At 59.7% G+C, this 24664-nt stretch carries 21 protein-coding genes; 14 read left to right on the top strand and 7 right to left on the bottom strand.

Features of this window, described 5'->3' with window-relative positions; all coding sequences use genetic code 11:
* Positions 1-104: 104 nt before the first annotated feature.
* Positions 105-1568, bottom strand: a complete 1464-nt coding sequence (locus tag AC5SEM_RS13485) for a transglycosylase SLT domain-containing protein (protein WP_137216525.1) — start codon at positions 1566-1568, stop codon at positions 105-107.
* A 99-nt stretch (positions 1569-1667) separates the two neighbouring features.
* Positions 1668-2435 (bottom strand): hydroxyacylglutathione hydrolase, encoded by a 768-nt coding sequence (gene gloB, locus AC5SEM_RS13480; protein ID WP_495473289.1) that lies wholly within the window; start codon positions 2433-2435, stop codon positions 1668-1670.
* Positions 2436-2501: 66 nt separating this feature from the next.
* On the opposite strand from gloB, the gene AC5SEM_RS13475 reads away from it, so the two are divergent.
* From AC5SEM_RS13475 to AC5SEM_RS13455, 5 genes are all read left to right on the top strand, one after another.
* Positions 2502-3260 carry a class I SAM-dependent methyltransferase gene (locus AC5SEM_RS13475; RefSeq protein WP_007910573.1) on the top strand — a complete coding sequence of 253 codons (759 nt, stop codon included), beginning with the start codon at positions 2502-2504 and terminating at the stop codon, positions 3258-3260.
* A 91-nt stretch (positions 3261-3351) separates the two neighbouring features.
* Positions 3352-3822 (top strand): ribonuclease HI, encoded by a 471-nt coding sequence (gene rnhA / locus AC5SEM_RS13470; protein ID WP_495473288.1) that lies wholly within the window; start codon positions 3352-3354, stop codon positions 3820-3822.
* A 217-nt stretch (positions 3823-4039) separates the two neighbouring features.
* The gene (dnaQ, locus tag AC5SEM_RS13465; protein ID WP_007910571.1) at positions 4040-4798 is read left to right on the top strand and encodes a DNA polymerase III subunit epsilon; all 759 of its coding nucleotides are present in this window, start codon (positions 4040-4042) and stop codon (positions 4796-4798) included.
* A 143-nt stretch (positions 4799-4941) separates the two neighbouring features.
* Positions 4942-7197, top strand: a complete 2256-nt coding sequence (locus AC5SEM_RS13460) for an Orn/Lys/Arg family decarboxylase (protein WP_371044064.1) — start codon at positions 4942-4944, stop codon at positions 7195-7197.
* 14 nt (positions 7198-7211) lie between these two features.
* A complete protein-coding gene (locus tag AC5SEM_RS13455; protein WP_077572390.1) occupies positions 7212-7826 on the top strand; it encodes a GNAT family N-acetyltransferase in 615 nt (204 codons plus the stop codon).
* Here AC5SEM_RS13455 and AC5SEM_RS13450 read toward each other — a convergent pair.
* Together AC5SEM_RS13450 and AC5SEM_RS13445 are read right to left on the bottom strand one after the other, a co-directional pair.
* Positions 7792-8685, bottom strand: a complete 894-nt coding sequence (locus AC5SEM_RS13450; protein ID WP_495473287.1) for a LysR family transcriptional regulator — start codon at positions 8683-8685, stop codon at positions 7792-7794. The two genes, AC5SEM_RS13455 and AC5SEM_RS13450, sit on opposite strands and share 35 nt — an antisense overlap.
* Before the next feature lie 85 nt (positions 8686-8770).
* Positions 8771-9007: a hypothetical protein gene (locus AC5SEM_RS13445; RefSeq protein ID WP_495473286.1), complete on the bottom strand. Its 237-nt coding sequence runs from the start codon at positions 9005-9007 to the stop codon at positions 8771-8773.
* Positions 9008-9191: 184 nt separating this feature from the next.
* Between AC5SEM_RS13445 and AC5SEM_RS13440 the strand changes: the two genes are divergently transcribed.
* Positions 9192-9749 carry an NADPH-dependent FMN reductase gene (locus AC5SEM_RS13440; RefSeq protein WP_077572393.1) on the top strand — a complete coding sequence of 186 codons (558 nt, stop codon included), beginning with the start codon at positions 9192-9194 and terminating at the stop codon, positions 9747-9749.
* Between the two features lie 169 nt (positions 9750-9918).
* Positions 9919-11202, top strand: a complete 1284-nt coding sequence (locus AC5SEM_RS13435) for an arsenic transporter (RefSeq protein ID WP_016987132.1) — start codon at positions 9919-9921, stop codon at positions 11200-11202.
* Between the two features lie 131 nt (positions 11203-11333).
* On the opposite strand, the gene AC5SEM_RS13430 is transcribed toward AC5SEM_RS13435, so the two are convergent.
* A complete protein-coding gene (locus tag AC5SEM_RS13430; RefSeq protein ID WP_495473285.1) occupies positions 11334-12284 on the bottom strand; it encodes a DUF1853 family protein in 951 nt (316 codons plus the stop codon).
* 115 nt (positions 12285-12399) lie between these two features.
* Between AC5SEM_RS13430 and AC5SEM_RS13425 the strand changes: the two genes are divergently transcribed.
* The 6 genes from AC5SEM_RS13425 to pepN are packed head-to-tail and all read left to right on the top strand — an operon-like array spanning position 12400 to position 18916.
* The gene (locus AC5SEM_RS13425; protein WP_003224174.1) at positions 12400-13290 is read left to right on the top strand and encodes an NAD(+) kinase; all 891 of its coding nucleotides are present in this window, start codon (positions 12400-12402) and stop codon (positions 13288-13290) included.
* Entirely contained in the window at positions 13290-14261 is a 972-nt protein-coding gene (locus AC5SEM_RS13420) for a metallophosphoesterase (RefSeq protein WP_495473284.1), read from the top strand. The genes AC5SEM_RS13425 and AC5SEM_RS13420 overlap by 1 nt, the downstream gene beginning before the upstream one ends.
* Positions 14258-15127, top strand: coding sequence for a rhomboid family intramembrane serine protease (locus AC5SEM_RS13415; RefSeq protein ID WP_095047900.1), 870 nt, complete (start codon positions 14258-14260; stop codon positions 15125-15127). Before AC5SEM_RS13420 ends, AC5SEM_RS13415 begins: the two co-directional genes overlap by 4 nt.
* A 33-nt stretch (positions 15128-15160) precedes the next feature.
* On the top strand, positions 15161-15421 hold the full coding sequence (locus AC5SEM_RS13410) for a YeaC family protein (protein ID WP_007919229.1): 261 nt from the start codon (positions 15161-15163) through the stop codon (positions 15419-15421).
* Entirely contained in the window at positions 15418-16248 is an 831-nt protein-coding gene (locus AC5SEM_RS13405; RefSeq protein WP_495473283.1) for a DUF2797 domain-containing protein, read from the top strand. Before AC5SEM_RS13410 ends, AC5SEM_RS13405 begins: the two co-directional genes overlap by 4 nt.
* A gap of 10 nt (positions 16249-16258) precedes the next feature.
* Positions 16259-18916 carry an aminopeptidase N gene (gene pepN, locus AC5SEM_RS13400; protein ID WP_495473282.1) on the top strand — a complete coding sequence of 886 codons (2658 nt, stop codon included), beginning with the start codon at positions 16259-16261 and terminating at the stop codon, positions 18914-18916.
* A gap of 282 nt (positions 18917-19198) precedes the next feature.
* Here the strand turns inward: pepN and katG are convergent, their stop codons facing one another.
* Positions 19199-21466 (bottom strand): catalase/peroxidase HPI, encoded by a 2268-nt coding sequence (gene katG, locus AC5SEM_RS13395; RefSeq protein WP_495473281.1) that lies wholly within the window; start codon positions 21464-21466, stop codon positions 19199-19201.
* A gap of 275 nt (positions 21467-21741) precedes the next feature.
* Between katG and AC5SEM_RS13390 the strand changes: the two genes are divergently transcribed.
* On the top strand, positions 21742-22143 hold the full coding sequence (locus AC5SEM_RS13390; RefSeq protein ID WP_495473280.1) for a hypothetical protein: 402 nt from the start codon (positions 21742-21744) through the stop codon (positions 22141-22143).
* 72 nt (positions 22144-22215) lie between these two features.
* On the opposite strand, the gene AC5SEM_RS13385 is transcribed toward AC5SEM_RS13390, so the two are convergent.
* Positions 22216-24426 carry an LTA synthase family protein gene (locus tag AC5SEM_RS13385; protein ID WP_495473279.1) on the bottom strand — a complete coding sequence of 737 codons (2211 nt, stop codon included), beginning with the start codon at positions 24424-24426 and terminating at the stop codon, positions 22216-22218.
* Positions 24427-24664 lie beyond the last annotated feature (238 nt).

The following is a 24664-nucleotide window of genomic DNA, read 5'->3' as shown; positions in this document are numbered from 1 at the left end:
TGACCAGATCAGGGGGAGAGGGCTGGGGTGAGGGGGATGGATCTAAAGCACACCACAAAAACGTGATCCAAAAAAAAGCCCCTGCAAACTCAGGGGCTCTTCCATCAGTGCGGCTGATAAACCGTGAGCATCTGCCCCGGCTTCAAGGCTTTACCCGCACCCGGATTCCAGCGCTTGAGATGCTGCATCTCAACGTTGAAGCGCTTGGCCACCACGTACAGCGTGTCGCCCCGCTTGACCTTGTACTGGGTCTGCTGCGCGCTGTCGTCCTTGCCTTTGCTCTTGCTGTTGGACGCAATCACCGTGTTGACCCGGCCGGACTTGCGAGCCGGAGCACGTTTGCTGGTGTCCTGCATCACCAGGGTCTGGCCGACCTTGAGGTTTTTGCCGGTCAGCTTGTTCCAGCGCTGCAGATCCTTCACTTCAACCTTGTTGGCCTTGGCAATGGAGCCGAGGTTGTCGCCACGCTTCACGCGGTAAGCACGCTTGAGCTGCGCCACTTCCGACGGATCGGCGCCTTCGAATACTGGCTTGAGCGAACGTGGGCTGATCAGCTCGTCAGGCCGCATGGTCTGCAAACTGGCGGTGAGCAATTGCGCCTTCGAGGTTGGCACCAGCAGATGCTGAGGGCCGTCGATGGTGGTGCGTTGCTTGAAGGCCGGATTGAGCTGGAACAGTTCGTCTTCGTCGATGTTGGCCACCGCAGCAACCTTCGACAGGTCCATGCGCTGGTTGATTTCGACGACCTGGAAGTACGGTTCGTTGGCGATCGGGTTGAGGTTGACGCCGTAGGCTTCCGGCGCCAGTACCACTTGCGACAGCGCCAGCAGTTTCGGCACGTACGCTTGGGTTTCCGCCGGCAGCGGCAGGTTCCAGTAGTCGGTTGGCAGGCCAAGCTTTTCGTTGCGTTCGATCGCGCGGCTGACCGTACCTTCACCGGCGTTATACGCCGCCAGGGCCAGCAACCAGTCGCCGTTGAACATGTCGTGCAGGCGGGTCAGGTAGTCCATCGCTGCCGTGGTCGAGGCGGTGATATCGCGGCGGCCATCATAGAAGCGGGTCTGACGCAGGTTGAAGTAACGCCCGGTGGACGGAATGAACTGCCACAGCCCTACAGCATCGGCCCGGGAATAGGCCATCGGGTTGTAGGCGCTTTCAATCACTGGCAGCAGGGCCAGTTCCAGTGGCATGTTGCGCTCTTCGAGGCGTTCGACGATGTAGTGAATATAGAGACTGCCGCGTTCGCCGGCGTTCTCGAGGAAAGAGGGATTGCTGGCGAACCACAGGCGCTGTTGCTCGATGCGCGGGTTGACGCCGAGGCCTTCCTGCAGCTGAAAGCCCTGGCGCATGCGTTCCCAGATGTCCTGGGGAACCTGTGGGCTGGGCTTTTCGGTCAGCCAGATCGGCTTCTGCTTGGCTCGCGCAGCAATGTTCGGCGTATGGGTCGCTTCAGTCTGCGGAGCATGGCTGGAACAGCCCGCCAGCGTGGCGGACACAGCCACCGCGATGGCTTGCGCCAGGCGGGTCAATGCGTCTGAATTGACGGACTTACGTATGGATGACGACATTGGCTGGAAGTAAGTTCCGGGCAAAAATGTCGGGCGATTCTAGAAAGCGCACCCCCCTAGGTCAACCATTCAGAATTTTTGTATCAAGTGCTGGGTCACTTAGAACGTATCTTTCCAGGCCCGCAGAGCCGCAAATACCTCACTCGGCGCCCGGTTTTGAGCGCCTGCCCGTTCGTCCACTTTTTGTGTAACTAATGTTTCAGAGGTACGCAAAAACGGGTTGGTGAGCTTTTCCAGGGCGAGGGTCGAGGGCAGGGTCATCACGCCGTTTTGCCGTTGCTGGGTGACTTTTTCCAGACGGGCGGCAATGTCCGGGTTGCTCGGCTCGACAGCGGCGGCAAACTTCAGATTGCTCAGGGTGTATTCATGGGTGCAGTAGACCAGCGTATCTTCCGGTAACGCGGCGAGGCGGCTGAGCGAGTGGTGCATTTGCTCCGGTGTGCCTTCGAACAAACGGCCGCAACCGGCAGCGAACAGCGTGTCGCCGCAGAACAGCAGGCCGTGGTGATAATAGGCAATGTGTCCCAAGGTGTGACCGGGCACCGCATAGACGTCGAAGTCCCAGCCGAGCACGCTGACTGTGTCGTTGTCCTTGAGCGCCACATCGCGCCCCGGAATGCTTTCGCTGGCCGGACCGTAGACTGTCGCACCGCTCAGCGCTTTCAGGCGTTCGACGCCGCCGACGTGATCATGATGGTGGTGGGTGATCAGGATATCGCTCAGCACCCAGCCTGGATGCGCTTCGAGCCAGGCCTGCACTGGCGCGGCATCGCCCGGGTCGACCACCGCGCAGCGCTGGGTGCGGTGATCCTGTAACAACCAGATGTAGTTATCGGTGAACGCGGGCAGGGCACTGATCTGTATCATCGTCGGAATTCGCCAAGCGGAAAACATTGGCGCATCTTAGTAGTTCCTGGCGCTTTGGAGAATGCGATGAGTGATAAAGCGTTCGCACAGGCTGATCCTGACTGGCTGGCCCTGATCGGTGCAGCCCGTGAATGGCTGTCCGGCCCGCTCGGGCAATTTCTGCTCGATGAAGAGCGGCGCATGCTCGAAGACGAGTTGGGCCGGTTCTTCGGCGGTTATCTGGTGCATTACGGGCCATCGGCCGAGACCCCGCCGGCGGCGCCGCAAGTGCAGCGCAATGTGCGTCTTGGCGCGCCGTTGCCGGGCGTCGAGATTGTCTGCGAAGAGCAGGCCTGGCCGCTGAGCGAGCACGCCGCCGACGTGGTAGTGATGCAGCACGGTCTGGATTTCTGCCTGTCGCCCCATGGTTTGCTGCGTGAAGCGGCGAGCAGTGTGCGCCCCGGCGGGCATTTGCTGATCATCGGCATCAACCCTTGGAGCACCTGGGGCTTGCGCCATGTTTTCGCCCACGACGCCTTGCGTCAGGCGCGCTGCATCTCACCGTCACGGGTCGCTGACTGGCTCAATCTGCTGGGCTTCGCGCTGGAGAAACGTCGCTTCGGGTGCTATCGTCCGCCGCTCGCGTCGCCCAAGTGGCAGGCCCGTCTGGCCGGCTGGGAACGCAAGGCCGGTGACTGGCAACTGTCGGGCGGCGGCTTCTATTTACTGGTTGCGCGCAAGATTGTGGTCGGGCTGCGACCCTTGCGTCAGGAACGGCGCGAGCCGATGGGCAAGCTGATTCCGCTGCCGATGGCCAAGGTCAACCGCCGTCGCATTGAACCGTAAACCTTCTTTTATTTGTGGCCGGGTTTGTCCCGGCCTCGGTCATTGTCGATCCGTGATCGGCAAGACAGGCATTTTTTCTGGATAGAGTGGCATGAGCGAAAGCGTTGAAAACGTCGACACCGTAGAACTGTTCACTGACGGCGCCTGCAAGGGCAACCCCGGCCCGGGCGGCTGGGGCGCCTTGCTGGTGTGCAAGGGCGTCGAAAAGGAACTGTGGGGCGGCGAAGCCAACACCACCAATAACCGCATGGAACTGCTCGGCGCGATCCGTGGCCTCGAAGCTTTGAAGCGCCCGTGCGAAGTGCTGCTGGTGACCGACTCGCAATACGTGATGAAGGGCATCAATGAGTGGATGGCCAATTGGAAGAAGCGTGGCTGGAAAACCGCAGCGAAAGAACCCGTGAAAAACGCTGATCTGTGGAAAGAGCTGGATGAACAGGTCAACCGCCACAAGGTCACCTGGAAATGGGTGCGTGGGCACATTGGCCATCACGGTAACGAGCGGGCGGACCAGTTGGCGAACCGTGGGGTGGATGAGGTTCGTGGCTACAAGCAGACCTGATTCTCTCTGATGCACCGAGGTGCGGCCATTCGCGAGCAGGCTCGCTCCCACAGGGAAATGCATTCCAGACCTGATGTACCTTCCTGAATTGGAATGCATTCCAATGTGGGAGCGAGCCTGCTCGCGAATGGGACGCCACGGTCCACCTGAAACACCCCGCCGAGCGTGTTAACATCCGCGTTTTTTGCAAGATCGCCCCGTTGAGAGCTGAACACTGATGGCCACCAGATCCGTTGTACTCGATACCGAAACCACCGGCATGCCGGTGACCGATGGTCACCGGATCATTGAAATCGGCTGTGTCGAACTGATCGGTCGGCGCCTGACGGGCCGGCACTTTCACGTTTACCTGCAACCGGATCGCGAGAGTGATGAAGGCGCCATCGGCGTTCACGGCATCACCAACGAATTCCTGGTCGGCAAGCCACGGTTTGCCGAAGTGGCCGATGAGTTCTTCGAATTCATCAAGGGCGCGCAGCTGATCATCCACAACGCGGCGTTCGACGTTGGCTTCATCAACAACGAATTCGCTTTGATGGGCCAGCAGGATCGCGCTGACATCACCCAGCACTGCTCGATCCTCGACACCCTGATGATGGCCCGGGAACGTCACCCGGGACAGCGCAACAGCCTCGATGCGTTGTGCAAACGTTATGGCGTCGACAACTCCGGCCGTGAACTGCACGGCGCCTTGCTCGACTCGGAGATTCTCGCCGACGTCTACCTGACCATGACCGGCGGCCAGACCAGCCTGTCGCTGGCCGGCAATGCGTCAGACGGTAATGGCACGGGCGATGGCGCGGACAACTCGGCCACCGAGATTCGTCGTTTGCCGGCGGATCGTCAGCCTGCGCGGATCATTCGTGCGACGGAGGAGGAGCTGGCGGCGCATCTGGTGCGGCTGGAAATTATTGCCAAGTCTGCCGGTGGCCCGGCGCTGTGGACACAGATCGCCGAAGCCGACGCACAGGCTTGAGAGACCAAAAGATCGCAGCCCAGGCTGCGATCTTTGCTTTTGGCGGCATGAAGCCAACTGGCCACCCTCGCCACTTTCGCTGCAACCCTCTACCCTGAGTGCATTGGCAGATTCAAACCTGCCGCCTCAGGACACTGAGCCTCATGTACAAAGATTTGAAGTTTCCGGTGTTGATCGTCCATCGCGACATCAAGGCCGACACGGTCGCCGGTGATCGTATCCGTGGCATCGCCCGGGAGTTGGAGCAGGAAGGGTTCAATATCGTTTCGGCCATCGACTACACCGAAGGGCGGTTGGTCGCGTCGACCCACCATGGCCTCGCGTGCATGCTGATTGCCGCCGAGGACGCCAGTACGAACTCGCATCTGTTGCAGAACATGGCCGAACTGATCGGGCTGGCGCGGGTGCGTGCGCCGGATCTGCCGATCTTCGCCCTCGGCGAGCAAGTCACCCTGGAAAATGCCCCGGCCGATGCCATGGCCGAGCTCAATCAACTGCGCGGCATTCTCTATCTGTTCGAAGACACCGTGCCGTTCCTCGCCCGGCAAGTGGCGCGGGCGGCGCGCAAGTATCTGGATGGCTTGCTGCCGCCGTTTTTCAAGGCGCTGGTGCAGCACACCGCCGATTCCAATTATTCCTGGCACACCCCCGGTCATGGCGGCGGTGTGGCTTATCACAAGAGTCCGGTGGGGCAGGCGTTCCATCAGTTCTTTGGTGAAAACACCCTGCGTTCAGATTTGTCGGTGTCGGTGCCGGAGCTTGGCTCGCTGCTCGATCACACCGGGCCCTTGGCCGAAGCCGAAGAGCGCGCGGCACGCAATTTCGGCGCCGATCACACCTTTTTCGTGATCAATGGCACCTCGACCGCCAACAAGATTGTCTGGCACTCGATGGTCGCGCGCGACGATCTGGTGCTGGTCGATCGCAACTGCCACAAGTCGGTGTTGCACGCGATCATCATGACCGGCGCGATCCCGTTGTACCTGTGCCCGGAGCGTAATGAGCTGGGGATCATCGGGCCGATTCCGCTGAGCGAATTCAGCCGCGAATCGATTCAGGCGAAGATCGATGCTAGCCCGCTGACCAAGGGCCGTGCGCCGAAAGTCAAACTCGCCGTGGTCACCAATTCGACCTACGACGGCCTCTGCTACAACGCCGAGCTGATCAAGCAAAGCCTCGGCAACAGTGTCGAAGTGCTGCATTTCGATGAGGCCTGGTACGCCTATGCGGCGTTTCACGAATTTTTCGCCGGGCGCTACGGCATGGCCACTTCACGCAGCGAAGACAGTCCGCTGGTATTCACCACGCATTCCACGCACAAGCTGCTCGCGGCGTTCAGTCAGGCGTCGATGATTCATGTGCAGGACGGCGGCGCGCGGCAACTCGATCGCGATCGTTTCAATGAAGCGTTCATGATGCACATCTCGACCTCGCCGCAGTACAGCATCATCGCCTCGCTGGACGTTGCCTCGGCCATGATGGAAGGCCCGGCCGGGCGTTCGCTCTTACAGGAAACCTTTGATGAAGCGCTGAGCTTCCGCCGCGCGCTGGCCAATCTGCGCCAGCACATCGCCGCTGATGACTGGTGGTTTTCGATCTGGCAGCCGCCGGGTGTCGAGGGCATTGACCGCGTACAGACGGAGGACTGGTTGCTGCAACCGAATGCCGACTGGCATGGTTTTGGTGAAGTCAGTGACGATTACGTCTTGCTCGATCCGATCAAGGTCACGCTGGTAATGCCGGGGCTCAATGCCGGTGGCGCGCTGAGCGAGAAGGGCATCCCGGCGGCGGTGGTCAGCAAGTTTCTCTGGGAGCGCGGCCTGGTGGTGGAGAAGACCGGTCTGTATTCGTTCCTGGTGCTGTTCTCGATGGGCATTACCAAAGGCAAATGGAGCACGCTGCTCACCGAACTGCTGGAATTCAAGCGCAGCTACGATGCCAACGTGCGCCTCGACACCTGCCTGCCGTGCGTGGCCCAGCAAGACACCGCGCGTTATCGCGGCATGGGCCTGCGTGATTTGTGCGATCAATTGCACGCCTGCTATCGCAGCAATGCCACGGCCAAACACCTGAAACGCATGTACACCGTGCTACCGGAAATTGCCATGAAACCGGCCCACGCCTACGATCATCTGGTGCGCGGCGAAGTCGAGGCGGTGCCGATCGATGAGCTGGAAGGGCGCATTGCAGCGGTGATGTTGGTGCCGTACCCGCCGGGCATTCCGCTGATCATGCCCGGCGAACGCTTTACCGAATCGACCCGCTCGATCATTGATTACCTGAAATTTGCTCGCACGTTCGATAGCAGCTTCCCCGGTTTTGTCGCGGATGTGCATGGATTGCAGCACGAAGATGAAGGCAATGGACGGCAGTACACCGTCGATTGCGTCAAGGAATGAGGACATTTCCCAGTATGCAACCGGTCATGAATCCGAAATACCCAGGGCTGTCGGTGCGTGTCGCCGATGAAGGCTTTGCGCCGTATATCTGGGGCAGCGACTTCAGTTTCGAAGTCGCCGCCTATGGTGCCGCCGTGATTGGCCAGCCCGTTGAGCAGTGGCGGGTGACGCCGATCGTGCCTTATCGCAAGTGCTACGGCATCGATCCGGAGGAGTTCAGCGCCTTTCACAACGCGCCGGACAGCGCGATTTTCATGGCCTATCTCGACGATGAGCCGGTTGGCCATCTGGTGATCAGTACCAACTGGAACGGTTTTGCGCACATCGATGAGTTGGCGGTGCACGCGCCCGCGCGTCGGCATGGTGTGGCCAAGGCGTTGCTCGATGTCGCGCAGTTCTGGAGTCGCAAGAAAAAACTGCCGGGGATCATGCTCGAAACCCAGAACAACAACCTCGGCGCCTGTCGGTTGTATGAGCGCTGCGGCTACGTGATTGGTGGCGTGGACCAGTTGCGCTATCGCGGCATTGATCCGAACACCGCCGAAGTGGCGTTGTTCTGGTATCGATTGTTCGATAACCCGCTGGAAAACCCGCTCAGCTCGCCAGCATCGCCTCGGCTTGTTCCGTGACGATCGCCAGTAGCGTCTGAATCGCCGATGCCGGCGCAGCGTGCTTGAAGGTCAGAGCGTAGAGGCTGATCGGCACGGCCGGTGACAGCGGGCAAACATCCAGCCCGGCGGCGCGCGCGCCCAGTGCAGTGAACGGGTCGACGATGGCCAGGCCTTCGCCGGCCTCGACCATGCTGCGCATCATCTGATGGGTTTGCACCCGGGTCTGGATGCTCGGTGCCGGGTGCAGCGCATGGAGTTTGTTTTCCAGCGCCGGGCTCAGTGGGTCCTGGCCTTCGAGGCCGACCATGGCCTGACCGGCCAGATCCTGTAGGGAAATGTATTTCTGTTTCGGTTGCAGCCAGCCGTGGGGCGCGAGCAATTGCAGCTTGCCCTGGGCCAGTGGCCGGCAATCAATGTCGGGGTGTTCGGGATCGTGCAGGCTCAAGCCGAGATCACTTTCGCGCAACAACAGGCTGCGAACGATATCGCGGGTCGGCGCACTGAGCAGGCTGCACGGTGCATCCGGCAGGCGTCGGCGCAGGGCAGCAAGGCTTTGGGGCAATAATTGTTGCGCCAGCGGCGGGGTGCCGATGATGCGCAAGGGCGGGGCGAGGTATTGCTTGAGGCTGCTGGCCAGCCGTTGCACGGGTTCCAACGCTTCATAAACGTGAGCGATTTCCACCTGCAACGCCCTTGCTTCGGGCGTCGATTGCAGGCGCCCGCGCACGCTGGCGAACAGCATGAACCCCAACTGACTCTCGGCTTCGCGCAAACGCTCTTCGACCTCGGCCACCGACAACTGCAGCCATTCGGCGGCGGTGCCCAGGTGACCGGTCTGCAAGAGCGCCTGAATCACTTCGATATGACGTAAACGCATGCGTGAAGTCCATGTTCAGCAGGTGGGGTCAGTGGCTGAATCCTACCCCAAGTCTGCGCATATGACTTCTGCTCATAACGGCCAGTTATGAAGCGACGGTTGGCTCAGGTTCGCGAGTCAGCATGACGCCCGATTGAACCAGCTCGAATTGAGTGTCGTCGATCTTGTTGATGCGATCGCCAATGGCCAGTTTGTAGGTGGTGACAGGCTCCATGCCAGTGGAACCGTCTGCCGACGGGTTGGATTCCTGGAACTCATGCACGGAATAAACGCGGCCTTCCGCATCTCTTGCATGGAACTGACCGACGAGTACTGCTGCCATCTGCTTAGAACCTCTGGAGATAAAACGCTTGATTTGCGGCTTGGTAGACCGCCATCAAGGCCTGTAAGTTTTCCTACAGGAAAAAAATAATCAGCTCGCGGGATTTTCCCATCGGGTGCTGGTGGAATCGTCACCGGATCATCTATAACTACTGGCTCCTCCCACGGACCATCGAGAGTCTTCCATGAGCAATGTCTACAACGTCGCTGTAGTGGTCGGTAGCCTGCGCAAAGCATCGATCAACCGCAAGGTCGCCCTGGCACTGGCAGAGCTGGCCCCGGCCAACCTCAAGCTCGAGATTGTCGAAATTGGCGATCTGCCACTTTATAACGAAGACATCGACGGTGATTCACCGCCGGCAGCCTACAGCACTTTCAGGCAAAAAGTGGCGTCATCCGACGCGGTGCTGTTTGTTACGCCCGAGTACAACCGTTCGGTGCCCGCGCCGTTGAAGAACGCCATCGACGTCGGTTCGCGGCCTTATGGCAAGGCTGTCTGGAGTGGCAAACCGGGGGCAGTGATCAGTGTATCGCCCGGTGCCATTGGTGGTTTCGGCGCGAATCAGCATCTGCGCCAGTCGTTCGTGTTTCTCAATGTGCCGTGCATGCAGCAGCCGGAAGCGTATCTGGGCGGGGCGGGTTCGGCGTTTGATGAGGCGGGCAAGTTGAGTGAAACGGTGAAACCTTTTCTGCAGAGTTTTATCAATGCCTACGGACAATTTGTAGAACAACACAAGAAGTAACTTCACCGAATCCCCTGTGGGAGCGAGCCTGCTCGCGAAGGCGTCGTCAGTCGTTGCATTTTTGGCGACTGACACTGCGCCTTCGCGAGCAGGCTCGCTCCCACAGGTTTATCTGTTCGGCTCGGCATTAGTCGTGTTCTTTTTACCCAATTATTGAAGGCTGTTGCGGATGCTCGCTGCGTCACTGATTTTCCTGCTGACCATTACCCTTGTCATCTGGCAACCCAAAGGCCTCGGCGTCGGCTGGAGTGCCACGCTTGGCGCGGTGCTCGCGCTGATCTTCGGCGTCGTCCACCTGAGCGATATCCCGCTAGTGTGGCAGATCATCTGGAATGCCACCGGCACCTTCGTCGCGCTGATCATCATCAGTCTGTTGCTCGACGAAGCCGGGTTCTTCAACTGGGCGGCGCTACATGTGGCGCGCTGGGGACGCGGCAGTGGGCGCAAGCTGTTTGCCTTCATGGTGCTGCTCGGCGCGCTGGTGTCGGCGTTGTTTGCCAATGACGGAGCGGCGCTGATTCTCACCCCGATCGTGATTTCGATGCTGCTGGCGCTGCGCTTTTCCCCGGCGGCGACGCTGGCCTTCGTCATGGGCGCAGGGTTTATCGCAGATACCGCGAGCCTGCCGCTGGTGGTGTCGAATCTGGTCAACATCGTCTCGGCAGACTTCTTTCACATCGGCTTCAACCGCTATGCAGCGGTGATGGTGCCGGTGAACTTCGTCAGCGTCGCGGCGACGCTGGGCATGTTGCTGTGGTTTTTCCGCCGCGACATTCCGGCGGCGTACGACCCTGAGCAACTCGAACATCCCGAAACCGCGATCCATGACAAAGCCACGTTCTATGCCGGTTGGGCGGTGTTGGTGATCCTGCTGATCGGTTGCTTTGCGCTGGAGCCGCTGGGCATTCCGATCAGTGCGATTTCCGCCGTGTGCGCCGCGTTGTTGCTGGGCATCGCTGCCCGTGGCCACAAGATCTCCACGCGCAAGGTGATGAAAGAAGCGCCTTGGCAGATCGTGATTTTCTCGTTGGGCATGTACTTGGTGGTGTATGGCCTGCGTAATGCCGGGCTGACCGGGTATCTGGCCGGTTGGCTGGATGTCTTCGCCGGTCATGGTGTTTGGGGCGCGGCCATGGGCACCGGGGTGCTGACGGCTTTGCTGTCGTCGATCATGAACAACTTGCCGACGGTGTTGATTGGTTTGTTGTCGATCGATGCCAGTCAGGCCAGCGGGGTGGTCAAGGAGGCGATGATTTACGCCAACGTGATTGGCAGTGATCTGGGGCCTAAGATCACGCCGATTGGCAGTCTGGCCACGTTGTTGTGGCTGCATGTGCTGGAGCGCAAGGGCATTCACATTGGCTGGGGGTATTACTTCCGGGTCGGGATTGTGTTGACGGTGCCGGTGTTGTTGGTGACGTTGGCGGCTTTGGCTTTGCGGCTTTCGCTTTAGACCGAGTCGGCGCTATTCGCGAGCAGGCTCGCTCCCACAGGGGAATGTGTTGCCTCTCCCAATATTTGAAATGCGGTCCAAATGTGGGAGCGAGCCTGCTCGCGAAGAGGCCGGGTCAGGCACTGAAATTTTCAGGCCTGGCCGGGGACATTCGGCCAAAGATCGGATACCAGAAACAACCGCTCAGCCTCTTCCCATTCCCCTTGCGCATTCTCGATCAGGCGCACCATCAGCTGTGCCGGTGCCAGCGGTTCCAGATCCTCCAGCCACATCCGCAAATGCTCCAAAGTCCAGGTCTGATCAGCCGGGTAGTGCGCCGGTGCCAGCCAGGCATGGCGGGGCAGGGGTTGCCAGCGTCCGGCCGGACGTTGCGCGACAAACGCCGGCCAATCCTTCTGATGCAACCAGCTCCCGCGTAAATGCTGCGGATGCGCACCGTTCGGTGATTCAGCCTGCCCGGGCCATGGGTACAGCAAATAACCACCGAGCCACAGCTGCGCGCTGAACACTTCGATATCCAGCGCCGCCAGCACTTCGCGACTTTCCGGACGAGCCGAGATCGGCAACTGATGTTCGGCCAGATGCGCCAGTTTGCGATCGAGCCGATCATGGCAACCCGGCCCCAGCCACTGCGCCGCATCACGACCGTCGCCATTCTGCGGGCCGAGGTAGAGCTTGATCGCCAGTTCCAGGTGATGCACACCGTCGCGGTCACGCAACAGCATGTCCAGCTCGCCGAGCGTATGGCCCTCGCGGCGGATCGGCAGGTTGGCGGCGATCAGCTCAATGCCCGGCGCCTGTTCCACGGCAAACTGCCAAAGCCGCTCGTAATACAGTCCCAGCCGCCGTGTGCGCGCCTGCGACAACCAATGCAGCAAGCCATAACTGTCGCGGTCGAGCTGGCGCAACCAGTGTTCCAGACGCTCTGGATCGTGCACCCAATCGCTGCCCGCCAGCGGATGGCGCTGCGGCCACGGCGTAGTAGCAAGCATCGGCGGGGCGAGGATCACCCACGCCAGATCGCGCACTTCCGGATGGCGTAATTGGTGAGGTAACTGAAGCAAGTCGGGAAATAGGATCATCTTGCGAGCATAGCCGTAAACACGAGCGCACCCTTGAGGCTGAAAGGATTTTGTCTAACCGGCGCTTTCGCCCATAATCGGGTTTTTCGCGTTTTCGATTGTCCGCAGAGGTCCCATGGAGCAATTTCGTAATATCGGCATCATCGGTCGCCTGGGCAGTTCCCAGGTGCTGGATACCGTCCGCCGACTGAAACGGTTTCTGCTCGATCGTCACCTGCATGTGATCCTCGAAGACACCATCGCCGAAGTCCTGCCGGGCCACGGCCTGCAAACCTCGTCGCGCAAGATGCTCGGCGAAGTCTGCGACATGGTCATCGTCGTCGGCGGTGACGGCAGCCTGCTCGGCGCCGCGCGAGCGCTGGCCAAACACAATATTCCGGTGCTCGGCATCAACCGTGGCAGCCTCGGTTTCCTCACCGATATTCGCCCGGACGAGCTGGAAGTCGAAGTCGCCAAGGTGCTCGACGGCCACTATCTGGTGGAAAACCGCTTCCTGCTGCAAGCCGAAGTGCGCCGGCATGCCGAGGCCATCGGTCAGGGCGATGCGCTCAACGACGTGGTGCTGCACCCGGGCAAATCGACGCGGATGATCGAGTTCGAGCTGTACATCGACGGCCAGTTCGTCTGCAGCCAGAAGGCCGACGGCCTGATCGTCGCCACACCGACCGGCTCCACCGCGTACGCGTTGTCTGCCGGCGGGCCGATCATGCATCCCAAGCTCGATGCCATTGTGATCGTGCCGATGTACCCCCATATGTTGTCGAGCCGGCCAATTGTGGTCGATGGCAACAGTGAGCTGAAAATCGTCGTGTCGAAAAACATGCAGATTTACCCGCAAGTCTCCTGTGACGGGCAGAACCATTTCACCTGCGCACCGGGCGACACCATCACCGTCAGCAAAAAAGCGCAGAAGCTGCGCCTGATTCACCCGCTCGACCACAACTATTACGAAGTCTGCCGCACCAAGCTCGGCTGGGGCAGCAAGCTGGGCGGTGGAGGCGACTGATGCTCGATCCCGCGCGCAGTTATGACCTGATTGGTGACGTGCACGGATGCGCCCTGACCCTCGAACACTTGCTCGACCGTCTCGGTTATCACAAGCAGGGCGGGGTCTGGCGGCATCCATCGCGCATGGCCGTGTTCGTCGGCGACATCATCGACCGTGGCCCGCGCATTCGCGAGGCGCTGCACATCGTCCACGACATGGTCGAGGCCGGTCAGGCCTTGTGCATCATGGGCAACCACGAGTTCAACGCACTGGGCTGGAGCACCCCGGCGCTACCGGGCAGCGGCAAGCAGTTCGTCCGCGAACACACGCCGCGCCACGCACGTCTGCTGCACGAAACCCTGACCCAGTTCGAAGACCATCCCGGCGACTGGCACGATTTCCAGCGCTGGTTCTATGAGCTGCCGTTGTTTGTCGACGCCGGGCGTTTCCGTGTTGTCCACGCTTGCTGGGATGCCGGACTGATCGAACCGTTGCGCGCGCTGTTCCCCAACGGTTGCATCGATGAACACTTCCTGCAGGCCTCGGCGGTGCCGGACAGTTTTGCTTGCACCGTGTTCGACCGCCTGTTGCGCGGCACCGATATGCGCCTGCCGGATGGTCTGACCATGACCAGCGGCGACGGTCTGGTGCGTTCGTTCTTCCGCACCAAGTTCTGGGAGGACGACCCGAAGACTTACGGCGATATCGTTTTCCAGCCGGATGCACTGCCAGACCCGGTGGCGCAGAAGCCGCTGACCTCCAGCGAAAAAAACAACCTGCTGCGCTACGGCGTCGATGAGCCGTTGCTGTTCGTCGGCCACTACTGGCGCAGCGGCAAACCGGCGCCGATCCGCCCGAACCTCGCGTGTCTGGATTACAGCGCGGTGCTCTACGGCAAACTGGTCGCCTATCGTCTGGATCAGGAAACCCGTCTGGATTCGCATAAATTTGTCTGGGTCGATGTCGAGCGGCCGGAGGTGCTGCAATGAGTGCGGTAGCGGTATTGCGTCTGCCGTTGGCGGTGGACTTGAGCGGTTTCGTCAAACTGCTGCAACGCATGCAGGTGCCGCATCGCGTCAGCGAGGAGGCGGGCGAGCAAGTGTTGTGGGCACCGGCGGAAATCAGCGAAGACGTGCGCTCCTTGTACGAACGCTTTCCGGCGGGTGATCCCGATCAGCAAATGGACATCCCCGTCGCGCCAACCTTCAAGCGGCCGAGCTTCGCCGAGCAACTGAAATACGCCAAGGCCACCGGGTTCATCCTGTTGCTGTGCCTGATTGTTGGCGGGCTGACCTACCTCGGTGAGAACCTTCAAACGCTGCGCTGGCTGACCTTCCTCGATTTTCAGGTAGTTGGCGAGTACATCCATTTCACGCCGTTGGCCGACAGTCTGGCGGCGGGGCAGTGGTGGCGGCTGGTCACGCCGATGCTGATCCACTTCGGCATCCTCCACTTGGCCATGAACGGCATGTGGTACTGGGAGCTGGGCCGGCGTATCGAGTCGCGTCAGGGCAGCATCAACCTGATCGGCCTGACGCTGCTGTTCAGCCTCGTTTCCAACTACGCACAGTTTGTCTGGAGCGGCGCGACCTTGTTTGGCGGTCTGTCCGGCGTACTTTACGGTTTGCTCGGGCATTGCTGGATTTTCCAGCTGCTGGCGCCGAACCCGGCCTATCGCCTGCCGCGCGGCGTGCTGGTGATGATGCTGGTGTGGTTGCTGGTGTGCATGTCCGGGCTGATCTCGATGATCGGTTTCGGCGAAATCGCCAACGCCGCCCATGTCGGCGGGTTACTCATCGGATGCTTCACCGGTTTGTTGGGCGGTTTGTATAACCGCCGTAAACTGGCCGCCTGAAATTTTTTGTAGATAAAGAGCACGGAGACCCTGATGTCCTCTTTTAACGACATGATCAACAACATTACCCCGGACATTTACGAGAGCCTGAAACTGGCTGTGGAAATCGGCAAGTGGTCGGACGGTGGCAAGCTCACCGCCGAACAGCGCGAGCTGTCGCTGCAGGCGATGATCGCCTGGGAAATCCAGAACCTGCCTGAAGACCAGCGCACCGGTTACATGGGCCCGCAGGAATGTGCATCGAAGTCGATCGAAGTGCCGAACATCCTGTTCAAGTCGGATGCTATCCATTGATCGAGATTGGCCGCGGTGCAATCAGCAAAATGTCGGCGCGCCTGGACGGGCCGAACGTGCAATACGCGTTTCGTCTGGATGACGTCGAGGTGCCGGTCAACCCGTTGATCGGCACCACGGTGCGTCTGGAATACCTCGGGGCGATCCACTGCACCCATTGCGGGCGCAAGACCAAAACCAGTTTCAGTCAGGGTTACTGCTATCCGTGCATGACCAAACTGGCGCAGTGCGACCTGTGCATCATGAGCCCGGAGCGCTGCCACTATGACGCCGGCACCTGTCGCGATCCTGCGTGGGGCGAGCAGTTCTGCATGACCGATCATGTGGTTTACCTGTCCAACTCGTCTGGCATCAAGGTTGGCATCACCCGTGCAACGCAACTGCCGACCCGCTGGATCGATCAGGGCGCGTGTCAGGCCTTGCCGATCATGCGCGTTTCGACGCGGCAGCAGTCGGGCTTCGTTGAAGATTTGTTCCGCAGCCAAGTGGCCGACAAAACCAACTGGCGTGCATTGCTCAAGGGCGATGCGGTGGCGGTGGATCTGGCGCAGGTGCGTGACCAGTTATTTGAAAGCTGCGCCGAAGGCCTGAAAGGTTTGCAGGAGCGATTCGGCCTACAGGCAATTCAGACCATTGCCGATGTCGAACCGCTGGAAATCCGCTATCCGGTCGAGCAATACCCGGCCAAAATCGTCAGCTTCAACCTGGACAAGAACCCGATTGCCGAAGGCACGCTGCTGGGGATCAAGGGCCAGTACCTGATCTTCGATACCGGCGTGATCAATATTCGCAAGTACACGGCTTATCAGCTCGCCGTGCATCAATAAGGACGCCAGCATGCGCACCGAACAACCGAAGATGATTTACCTCAAGGACTATCAGGCGCCCGAGTACCTGATCGACGAAACACACCTGACCTTCGAGTTGTTCGAGGATCACAGCCTGGTGCACGCGCAGTTGGTGATGCGCCGCAATCCGGCGCGTGGCCCGGGCCTGCCGCCGCTGGTACTCGATGGCCAGCAGCTGGAATTGCTCTCGGTGACCCTGGCCGATAAAGAGCTTGGCGCTGCTGACTATCAATTGTCCGAGAATCATCTGACCCTGCAGCCGACCACGGAAACGTTCACGGTCGACACCAGCGTCAAGATCCACCCGGAAACCAATACCGCACTGGAAGGCCTGTACAAGTCCGGCACGATGTTCTGCACCCAGTGCGAGGCCGAAGGCTTCCGCAAGATCACCTATTACCTCGACCGCCCGGACGTGATGAGCAAGTTCACCACCACCGTGGTCGCCGAGCAGCACAGCTATCCGGTATTGCTCTCCAACGGTAACCCGATTGCCTCGGGCCCGGGCGAAGACGGCCGGCACTGGGCAACCTGGGAAGACCCCTTCATGAAACCGGCGTACCTGTTTGCGCTGGTGGCCGGTGACTTGTGGTGCGTCGAAGACACCTTCACCACCATGACCGAGCGCAACGTTGCGCTGCGCATTTACGTCGAGCCGGAAAACATCGACAAGTGCCAGCACGCGATGAACAGCCTGAAGAAGTCGATGCGCTGGGACGAAGAGGTTTACGGTCGCGAGTACGATCTGGATATCTTCATGATCGTCGCCGTGAATGACTTCAACATGGGCGCGATGGAGAACAAAGGCCTCAACATCTTCAACTCCAGCGCCGTACTGGCCCGTGCCGAAACCGCGACCGACGCTGCGCACCAGCGCGTTGAAGCGATCGTCGCCCACGAATACTTCCACAACTGGTCGGGCAACCGCGTGACCTGCCGCGACTGGTTCCAGCTGTCGCTGAAGGAAGGCTTCACCGTGTTCCGTGATTCCGGCTTCTCGGCCGACATGAACTCGGCCACGGTCAAGCGCATTCAGGATGTGGCGTACCTGCGTACCCACCAGTTCGCCGAAGACGCCGGCCCGATGGCTCATGCCGTGCGCCCGGACAGCTTTATTGAAATTTCCAACTTCTACACCCTGACCGTGTACGAGAAGGGTTCGGAAGTGGTTGGCATGATCCACACCTTGCTCGGCGCCGAAGGCTTCCGAAAGGGCAGCGATCTGTACTTCGAGCGCCACGATGGTCAGGCAGTCACCTGCGACGATTTCATCAAAGCGATGGAAGATGCCAACGGCGTCGATCTGACCCAGTTCAAGCGCTGGTACAGCCAGGCCGGCACACCGCGTCTGGCGGTGAGCGAGTCTTACGACGCTGCCGCGAAAACCTACAGCCTGACCTTCCGCCAGAGCTGCCCGGAAACCCCGGATAAAGTTGAAAAGCTGCCGTTCGTGATTCCGGTCGAGTTGGGCCTGCTCGACAGCAAGGGCAACGAAATTGCCCTGCGTCTGAGCGGCGAAGCATCGGCGCAAGGCACCACTCGGGTGATCTCGGTGACCGAAGCCGAGCAGACCTTCACTTTCGTTGACATCGCTGAACAGCCGCTGCCATCGCTGCTGCGCGGTTTCTCGGCACCGGTGAAACTGAGCTTCCCGTACAACCGCGATCAATTGATGTTCCTGATGCAGCACGACAGCGACGGCTTCAACCGCTGGGATGCCGGTCAACAACTGTCGGTGCAAGTGCTGCAAGAGCTGATTGGCCAGCAGCAGAAGGGCGAGAGCCTGAAGCTTGATCCGCGTCTGGTCTCGGCACTGCGCACGGTGCTGTCGGACGAATCGCTGGATCAGGCGATGGTCGCCGAAATGCTGTCGTTGCCGGGTGAGGCGTACCTCACCGAAATCAGCGAAGTGGCTGACGTCGATGCGATTCATATCGCCCGTGAGTTCGCTCGTCAGCAACTGGCGGAAGGTTTGTTCGAGGCCCTGTGGCTGCGTTATCAAGCCAATCGTGATCTGTCGAAGCAAACCCCGTACGTCGCCGAAGCCGAGCACTTTGCCCGCCGCGCGCTGCAGAACATTGCGCTGTCGTACCTGATGCTCAGCGGCAAACCGGAAGTATTGGCGGCGGCGCTGGAGCAATTCGAAGCGGCCGACAACATGACCGAACGCCTGACTGCGCTGGCGGTTTTGGTCAACTCGCCGTTCGAAGAGCAGAAAGCCTTGGCGCTGGCCAGTTTCGCCGAGCACTTCAAGGACAATCCTCTGGTCATGGATCAGTGGTTCAGCGTGCAGGCCGGCAGCACCTTGCCGGGCGGTCTGGAACGCGTGAAAGCGTTGATGCAGCACCCGGCGTTCAACATCAAGAACCCGAACAAGGTGCGTGCGCTGGTCGGCGCGTTTGCCGGGCAGAACCTGATCAACTTCCACGCGGCGGACGGCTCCGGCTATCGCTTCCTCGCGGATCTGGTGATCGAGCTGAACGGCTTCAACCCACAGATCGCTTCGCGCCAACTGGCGCCGCTGACTCGCTGGCGCAAATATGACGATGCGCGTCAGGCCTTGATGAAGGGCGAGCTGGAGCGGATTCGGGCGTCGGGGCAGTTGTCGAGTGATGTGTATGAGGTGGTGAGCAAAAGTCTGGCTTGATGGTGTGTTGGAGTCGGTGTTCCAGCTGTGGATCGGCCCTCACCCTAACCCTCTCCCAGTGGGAGAGGGGACTGACCGAGGTGAATGTTCGAGTTACACCGACGTGAAAGTCCGGAGTCGAACTCAGGACTTGAAAAGCACGAAGATCGGCTCCCTTTCCCCCTCGCCCCCTTGGGGGAGAGGGCTGGGGTGAGGGGGTAAGATGTAAGCCTCACCACAAAGCCCAAGCCATATACATAAAAAACGCCGCATTAATCAATGCGGCGTTTTTTTGACTGAAAGTTACTTCACGTCAAAACGGTCCAGGTTGGTGACCTTCGTCCACGCCGCCACAAAGTCCTTAACAAACTGCTCCTTGGCATCCGAACTGGCATACACCTCAGCCAACGCCCTTAATTGCGCATTGGAACCAAACACCAGATCAACCCGCGTCGCCGTCCACTTCACGCTGCCGGTTTTACGGTCGCGTCCTTCGAACTCATCCGCATCCCTCGAAGTCGGCTTCCACTCCACGCCCATGTCCAGCAGGTTGGTGAAGAAGTCATTGGTCAGCGCCTCGGTCTGCGAGGTGAACACACCATGCCGGGTCTGCCCGACGTTGGTGTTCAACACCCGCAAACCACCCAGCAGCACAGTCATTTCCGGCGCGGTGAGGGTCAGCAGTTGTGCCTTGTCGATCAGCAGCGCCTCGGCCGAAACGGTGTATTTGCCTTTGCTGTAGTTGCGGAAGCCATCGGCAATCGGCTCAAGGAAGCCAAACGAGTCGACATCGGTTTGCTCTTGGCTGGCGTCCGTACGCCCCGGATTGAACGGCACGGAGACGGAGTGCCCGGCGTTTTTCGCTGCTTGCTCAATCCCGGCATTCCCTGCCAACACGATCAGGTCTGCCAACGAGACTTTCTTGCCGGCGCCGCCATTGAACTCGCCCTGAATGCCCTCAAGGGTTTGCAGCACTTTGGCCAGTTGCTCAGGCTGGTTGGCCTGCCAGAACTTCTGCGGCGCCAGACGCAGACGACCGCCGTTGGCGCCGCCACGCTTGTCTGAACCGCGGAACGTCGAGAGTGCCGCCCAGGCGGTGGAGACCAGTTGCGACACCGACAGGCCCGAGGCAAGCACTTTGCTTTTCAGCGCAGCCGCGTCGCTGTCGTCGATCAGCGGATGAGTGACATCCGGAATCGGATCCTGCCACAGCAATTCTTCGCTCGGCAGTTCCGGGCCCAGGTAACGAGACAACGGACCCATGTCGCGGTGGATCAGTTTGTACCAGGCGCGGGCAAAGGCGTCGGCCAGTTGATCCGGATTGGCGAGGAAGCGCCGCGAGATCTGCTCGTAAGCCGGGTCGAAACGCAACGCCAGGTCGGAGGTGAGCATGGTCGGCGAAAGCTTTTTGCTCGGATCATGGGCATGCGGAACGGTGCCGGCACCGGCGCCGTTTTTCGGAATCCACTGGTGGGCACCGGCCGGGCTTTTGCTCAGCTCCCACTCGAAACCGAACAGGTTTTCCAGGTAGTTGTTGCTCCACTGTGTCGGTGTGGTGGTCCAGGTCACTTCCAGGCCGCTGGTGATGGTATCGCCACCCTTGCCGGTGCCGAACGCGTTGCGCCAGCCGAGGCCCTGTTCTTCGAGGCCGGCCGCTTCCGGTTCTGGCCCGACGTTATCGGCAGGGCCGGCGCCGTGGGTTTTACCGAAGGCGTGACCGCCCGCGATCAACGCCACGGTTTCTTCATCGTTCATGGCCATGCGGCCAAAGGTTTCGCGGATATCGTGGGCTGAAGCGACCGGGTCCGGATTGCCTTCCGGACCTTCGGGGTTCACGTAGATCAGGCCCATCTGCACGGCGGCCAGCGGGTTTTCCAGATTGCGCTCGCCCTGATCAGTCCGGCTTTCTTCTTTGCCGTGCAGATCCGGCTCAGCCACCAGCGTGCCGTCACCGGGCTCCTGCATGGCGGACTTGTCTTTGCCATAGCGGCTGTCGCCACCCAGCCATTCATGCTCGGACCCCCAGTACACGTCCTCATCCGGTTCCCAAACATCGGGACGACCACCGGAGAAACCGAAGGTCTTGAAGCCCATGGACTCCAGCGCAACGTTCCCGGTGAGAACGATCAGGTCAGCCCAGGAAATATTGCGTCCGTATTTCTGTTTGATCGGCCACAGCAGGCGGCGGGCCTTGTCGAGGCTGACGTTGTCCGGCCAGCTGTTCAGCGGCGCAAAACGCTGCTGGCCGGAGCCAGCGCCACCACGGCCATCGGCGGTGCGATAGGTGCCGGCGCTGTGCCAGGCCATGCGGATGAAGAGGGGGCCGTAGTGGCCGAAGTCGGCCGGCCACCAGTCCTGGGAGTCGGTCATCAGCGCATTGAGGTCTTGTTTCAGGGCTTGAAAGTCGAGGCTCTTGAAGGCTTTGGCGTAGTCGAAATCCTTGCCCAGCGGGTCGGACTTGGGCGAATGCTGGCTGAGAATTTTCAGGTTGAGTTGATTCGGCCACCAGTCACGGTTCGTCGTACCACCACCGGCGGCGTGGTTGAACGGGCATTTCGATTCGTTTGCCATGTTCGGGTCCTTATCAGGTCTGCTACGGCCGGCTCGTGCCGACTTCGGACTAGTAAGGCTAGACCCGACTTGGAGAGTCAGCTAATAGGCAGGCTATTGGGGGCTGATAGGCAAAGTCTTTCACGGATTAAATCGTTTTGGATGACAGGTTTTTATTTCTTATTGATATAAAAAACTGTCATTTCTATCAGTTGTAGCGGAAGGCGAGGATTGCCTAATCTACTTGTGTTGTAAACGATAGCTTATTTTTGAAGACGACAGTTTAGGAGAATAATATGAAAAGTGACTTGTTAAATGAACGTGTGAAATCGTTGTTGGCACATAAAGGAAGTGCCGCGGGTTTTTTTTACGCCGAAGCGAGTAATGGGCGAACTATTATCACTAGCGACATAGATTTTTCGTCTGTTGGTAGTTATCAACTTCTCGCGGTTAGTGACAGCGAAAACTATTTGTTTTTGGAGTTTCCTCTTTCTGTAGTGGGCAATGGACCACATGAGGTGAAGGCGCCCAACGACAGTGGATATTGGAGTTTGACTCTTGCTGGTGTTCATTATGTTCTTGGCGGCGTAGCAGTTTTTACTTTAAGAGATGATCGTAATACTCTGCATGGAGTTATCGATCTTGTAATTGAGGGAGGGGTAAAGGTGGTTGGCGGATTTTACATGAGGAAAAATTAGTTTAGAAGGTGCAGGGGCCCGTTGTTTGGTGCCCTGCATTTTAATATGGTTTTTTAGGCAGAAAAATTTTGCTCAACTGGCCTGTTCTGAATCATCCAGTGGCACTTCATTCAGAATATCCTCTTGCCCCGGCAATTCAGTGATCACACTGAAATCCGTCACTTCAACCGCACCCAATCCATACCCCAGCAAATGGAAAGAAAACGCTTTGCGTTCTTGCGGGTTGTCGAAGCTGAAGTTCATTTCCAGTGGCTGCTCGGCAGTTGCCACCATCTCTTGCGGCAGACCGATCTGAACGTCCTGTTCAAACTCCTTGGCCTTGAGCTGAATGTACGCCGCCTGCTGCGGATCGACTGAACGTACGGTCAGGCGCACGCGGGTGTGCGAGCCTTTGGGCATTTCCAGGTACTGCGCGCCGATCAGATTGTCGGCCCAGTCATCGTTGATCTGCGCTTGCAGCGGGATGACGTTGGTGCTGCCGAACTGATAGCGATGATTGAGCGGCGTGCGCAGCAGCGACAGGTCGAGGGCGTTGGCGCGAGCAGCGATCTGCCGGGCCGGGTGGCCGCTGTAGTTGCCTTTGTACGTGGCGCTTTCGGCGATGAAGCCGGCGCTTTCGTAGTAGCGGCAGCGGCGCGGCATGTCGCACTCGGAGAAGATCCCCTGACCGTTGTGATAACGCAGTTTGCCGTTGGTGAACGACATGATTTCGCGGCCGCTGTCATAGTCGCGAAACAGCGAACGACCGCTCAGGGCGGAAGGCACCGGCAGGTCGAAGTAGTCGAGGATCGAGGTGCTCAGATCGACGTGGCCATACACGCCTTTGTTCAGCCGCGGCAGCTGTTCGTGCTCCGGCGTGAGGGTCAGATTGAAACCCCACGACGAGGCCAGGCGCACGCCGTCGATGCCGTGGGATTCATCCGAGGTGATCACTACCAGCGTGTCTTTCAGAACGCCTTGGCGTTCGAGGCCGCTGAGGAACTGCTCCAGCGCATCGTCGAGATAACCGACGGCGGCTTGTTTCGGCGTTTCGTAGCGCTCCAGGTATTCCTCGGGCGCGGAGTAGGGCTGATGGGTGCCGACGGTCAGCAATGTCAGCATCCAAGGCTTTTTCTGCTTTTTCAGTTGGCCGACATAATCCAGCGCGCCTTCGAAAAACGCCTTGTCATCCTTGCCCCACGGGAATTCCAGATAGTTGCTGTTGCTGAACCATTCCAGACCATGAGTCGCATCGAAACCGATGTGCGGCATGATCTTGTCTTTGGCCATGAAGCGCAGCCCGGCACCTTGCAGATAGTGCGTGCTGAAGCCGTGTTCCCGCAGTTGCGCCGGCAGGCAGGCCTGATTGCGCTCGTTGAGGGTGAGCATTTCCACGCCTTTGGGCGTGCCGTTGTTGAGTTTGTCGTAATCGCCGCAGAGCATCGCGTACAGACCGCGAATGGTCTGGTGCGTGTGCAGCACGTAATCCGGAGTGTTCATGCCGCGCTCGGCCCAGCGGCTGAGGTTGGGCATCAGGTCTTCCTGATAGTGGCTGCCGATCGCCTCGCGGTTGGCGCGGATATACGCGCCGGGAATGCCTTCCAGGGCGATGATCAGCACATTGCGCGCTTGCCCCGGCGCGGCCAGCAGTTTCTGCCCGTTGAGGTCGACGTCAGTGAGCCCGGCCATGGCTGGCGCGGGTTCTTCGACGTCACCGTCCAGCCATTCCTCGCCCCGAATCTGCAGATCGGCGACCTCGGTGGCCAGCAACTGGTGCGGCAGGTTGTACTGGCGCCACGGATCCGCTTCGCTCGGCCACAGGTTCTGCGCGCCCCAGTGCGCGGCGAACAACACCAACGGTGCGCTCCACACCGCGCGGGGCAGGGGCGGACGCGGCATGCCACGGCCGGCGAACTGGGTCAGCAACCAGAACAGCAGGGCCAATAGCAAAGCGATGCCCAGCGCAGGGTGGGCCAACCCGCCACCGGTGGAGTTCTCGACGAACTGCGGATCGATCAGGTAATGAATGTCGGAAGGTGTCGGCAAGCGGCCGACGGCGCTGACCAGTTCAGCGGTCGCCACCGCCAGCAATCCCCAGAACAGCAACACCGGCAGGGCCAGCCACCACGCCCGGCGATGCAGCAACACCACCAACAAGCTGCCAATGGCCAGATCCGACAAATAGCCCAATGGAGCCGACCAGCCGAGGGCCGCACGCAGGCACACCGGCACCACCAGCACGAGAACGATCAACGAAAAGAGGCGGGCATACGGCTGCCGCAACCGGTTAAAAAGAGCGCTCACAAAAAAAGACCTTCCAGCCATTAAATCGTCATAAAAGTGTGCGCGATGATACCAAGGGTGAGCTGTCTGATCGCCCTTTTAAACGCTCGGGTGATGCGTTGGTGCGCGGGCTTTCGAAGGTGATGGCGCGTCTGCAGCCCTGACCGGCCCTCGGGTCACACGGCAATCGGCGATATTGAGGCTGGTAGATTTATTGTTTCAGGCTGTTTAACCCTTCGAGCCGCCACCGAATTCCAGT

Source organism: Pseudomonas sp. CH61, assembly GCF_059429415.1.
This window is presented reverse-complemented; position numbering and strand designations above follow the sequence as displayed.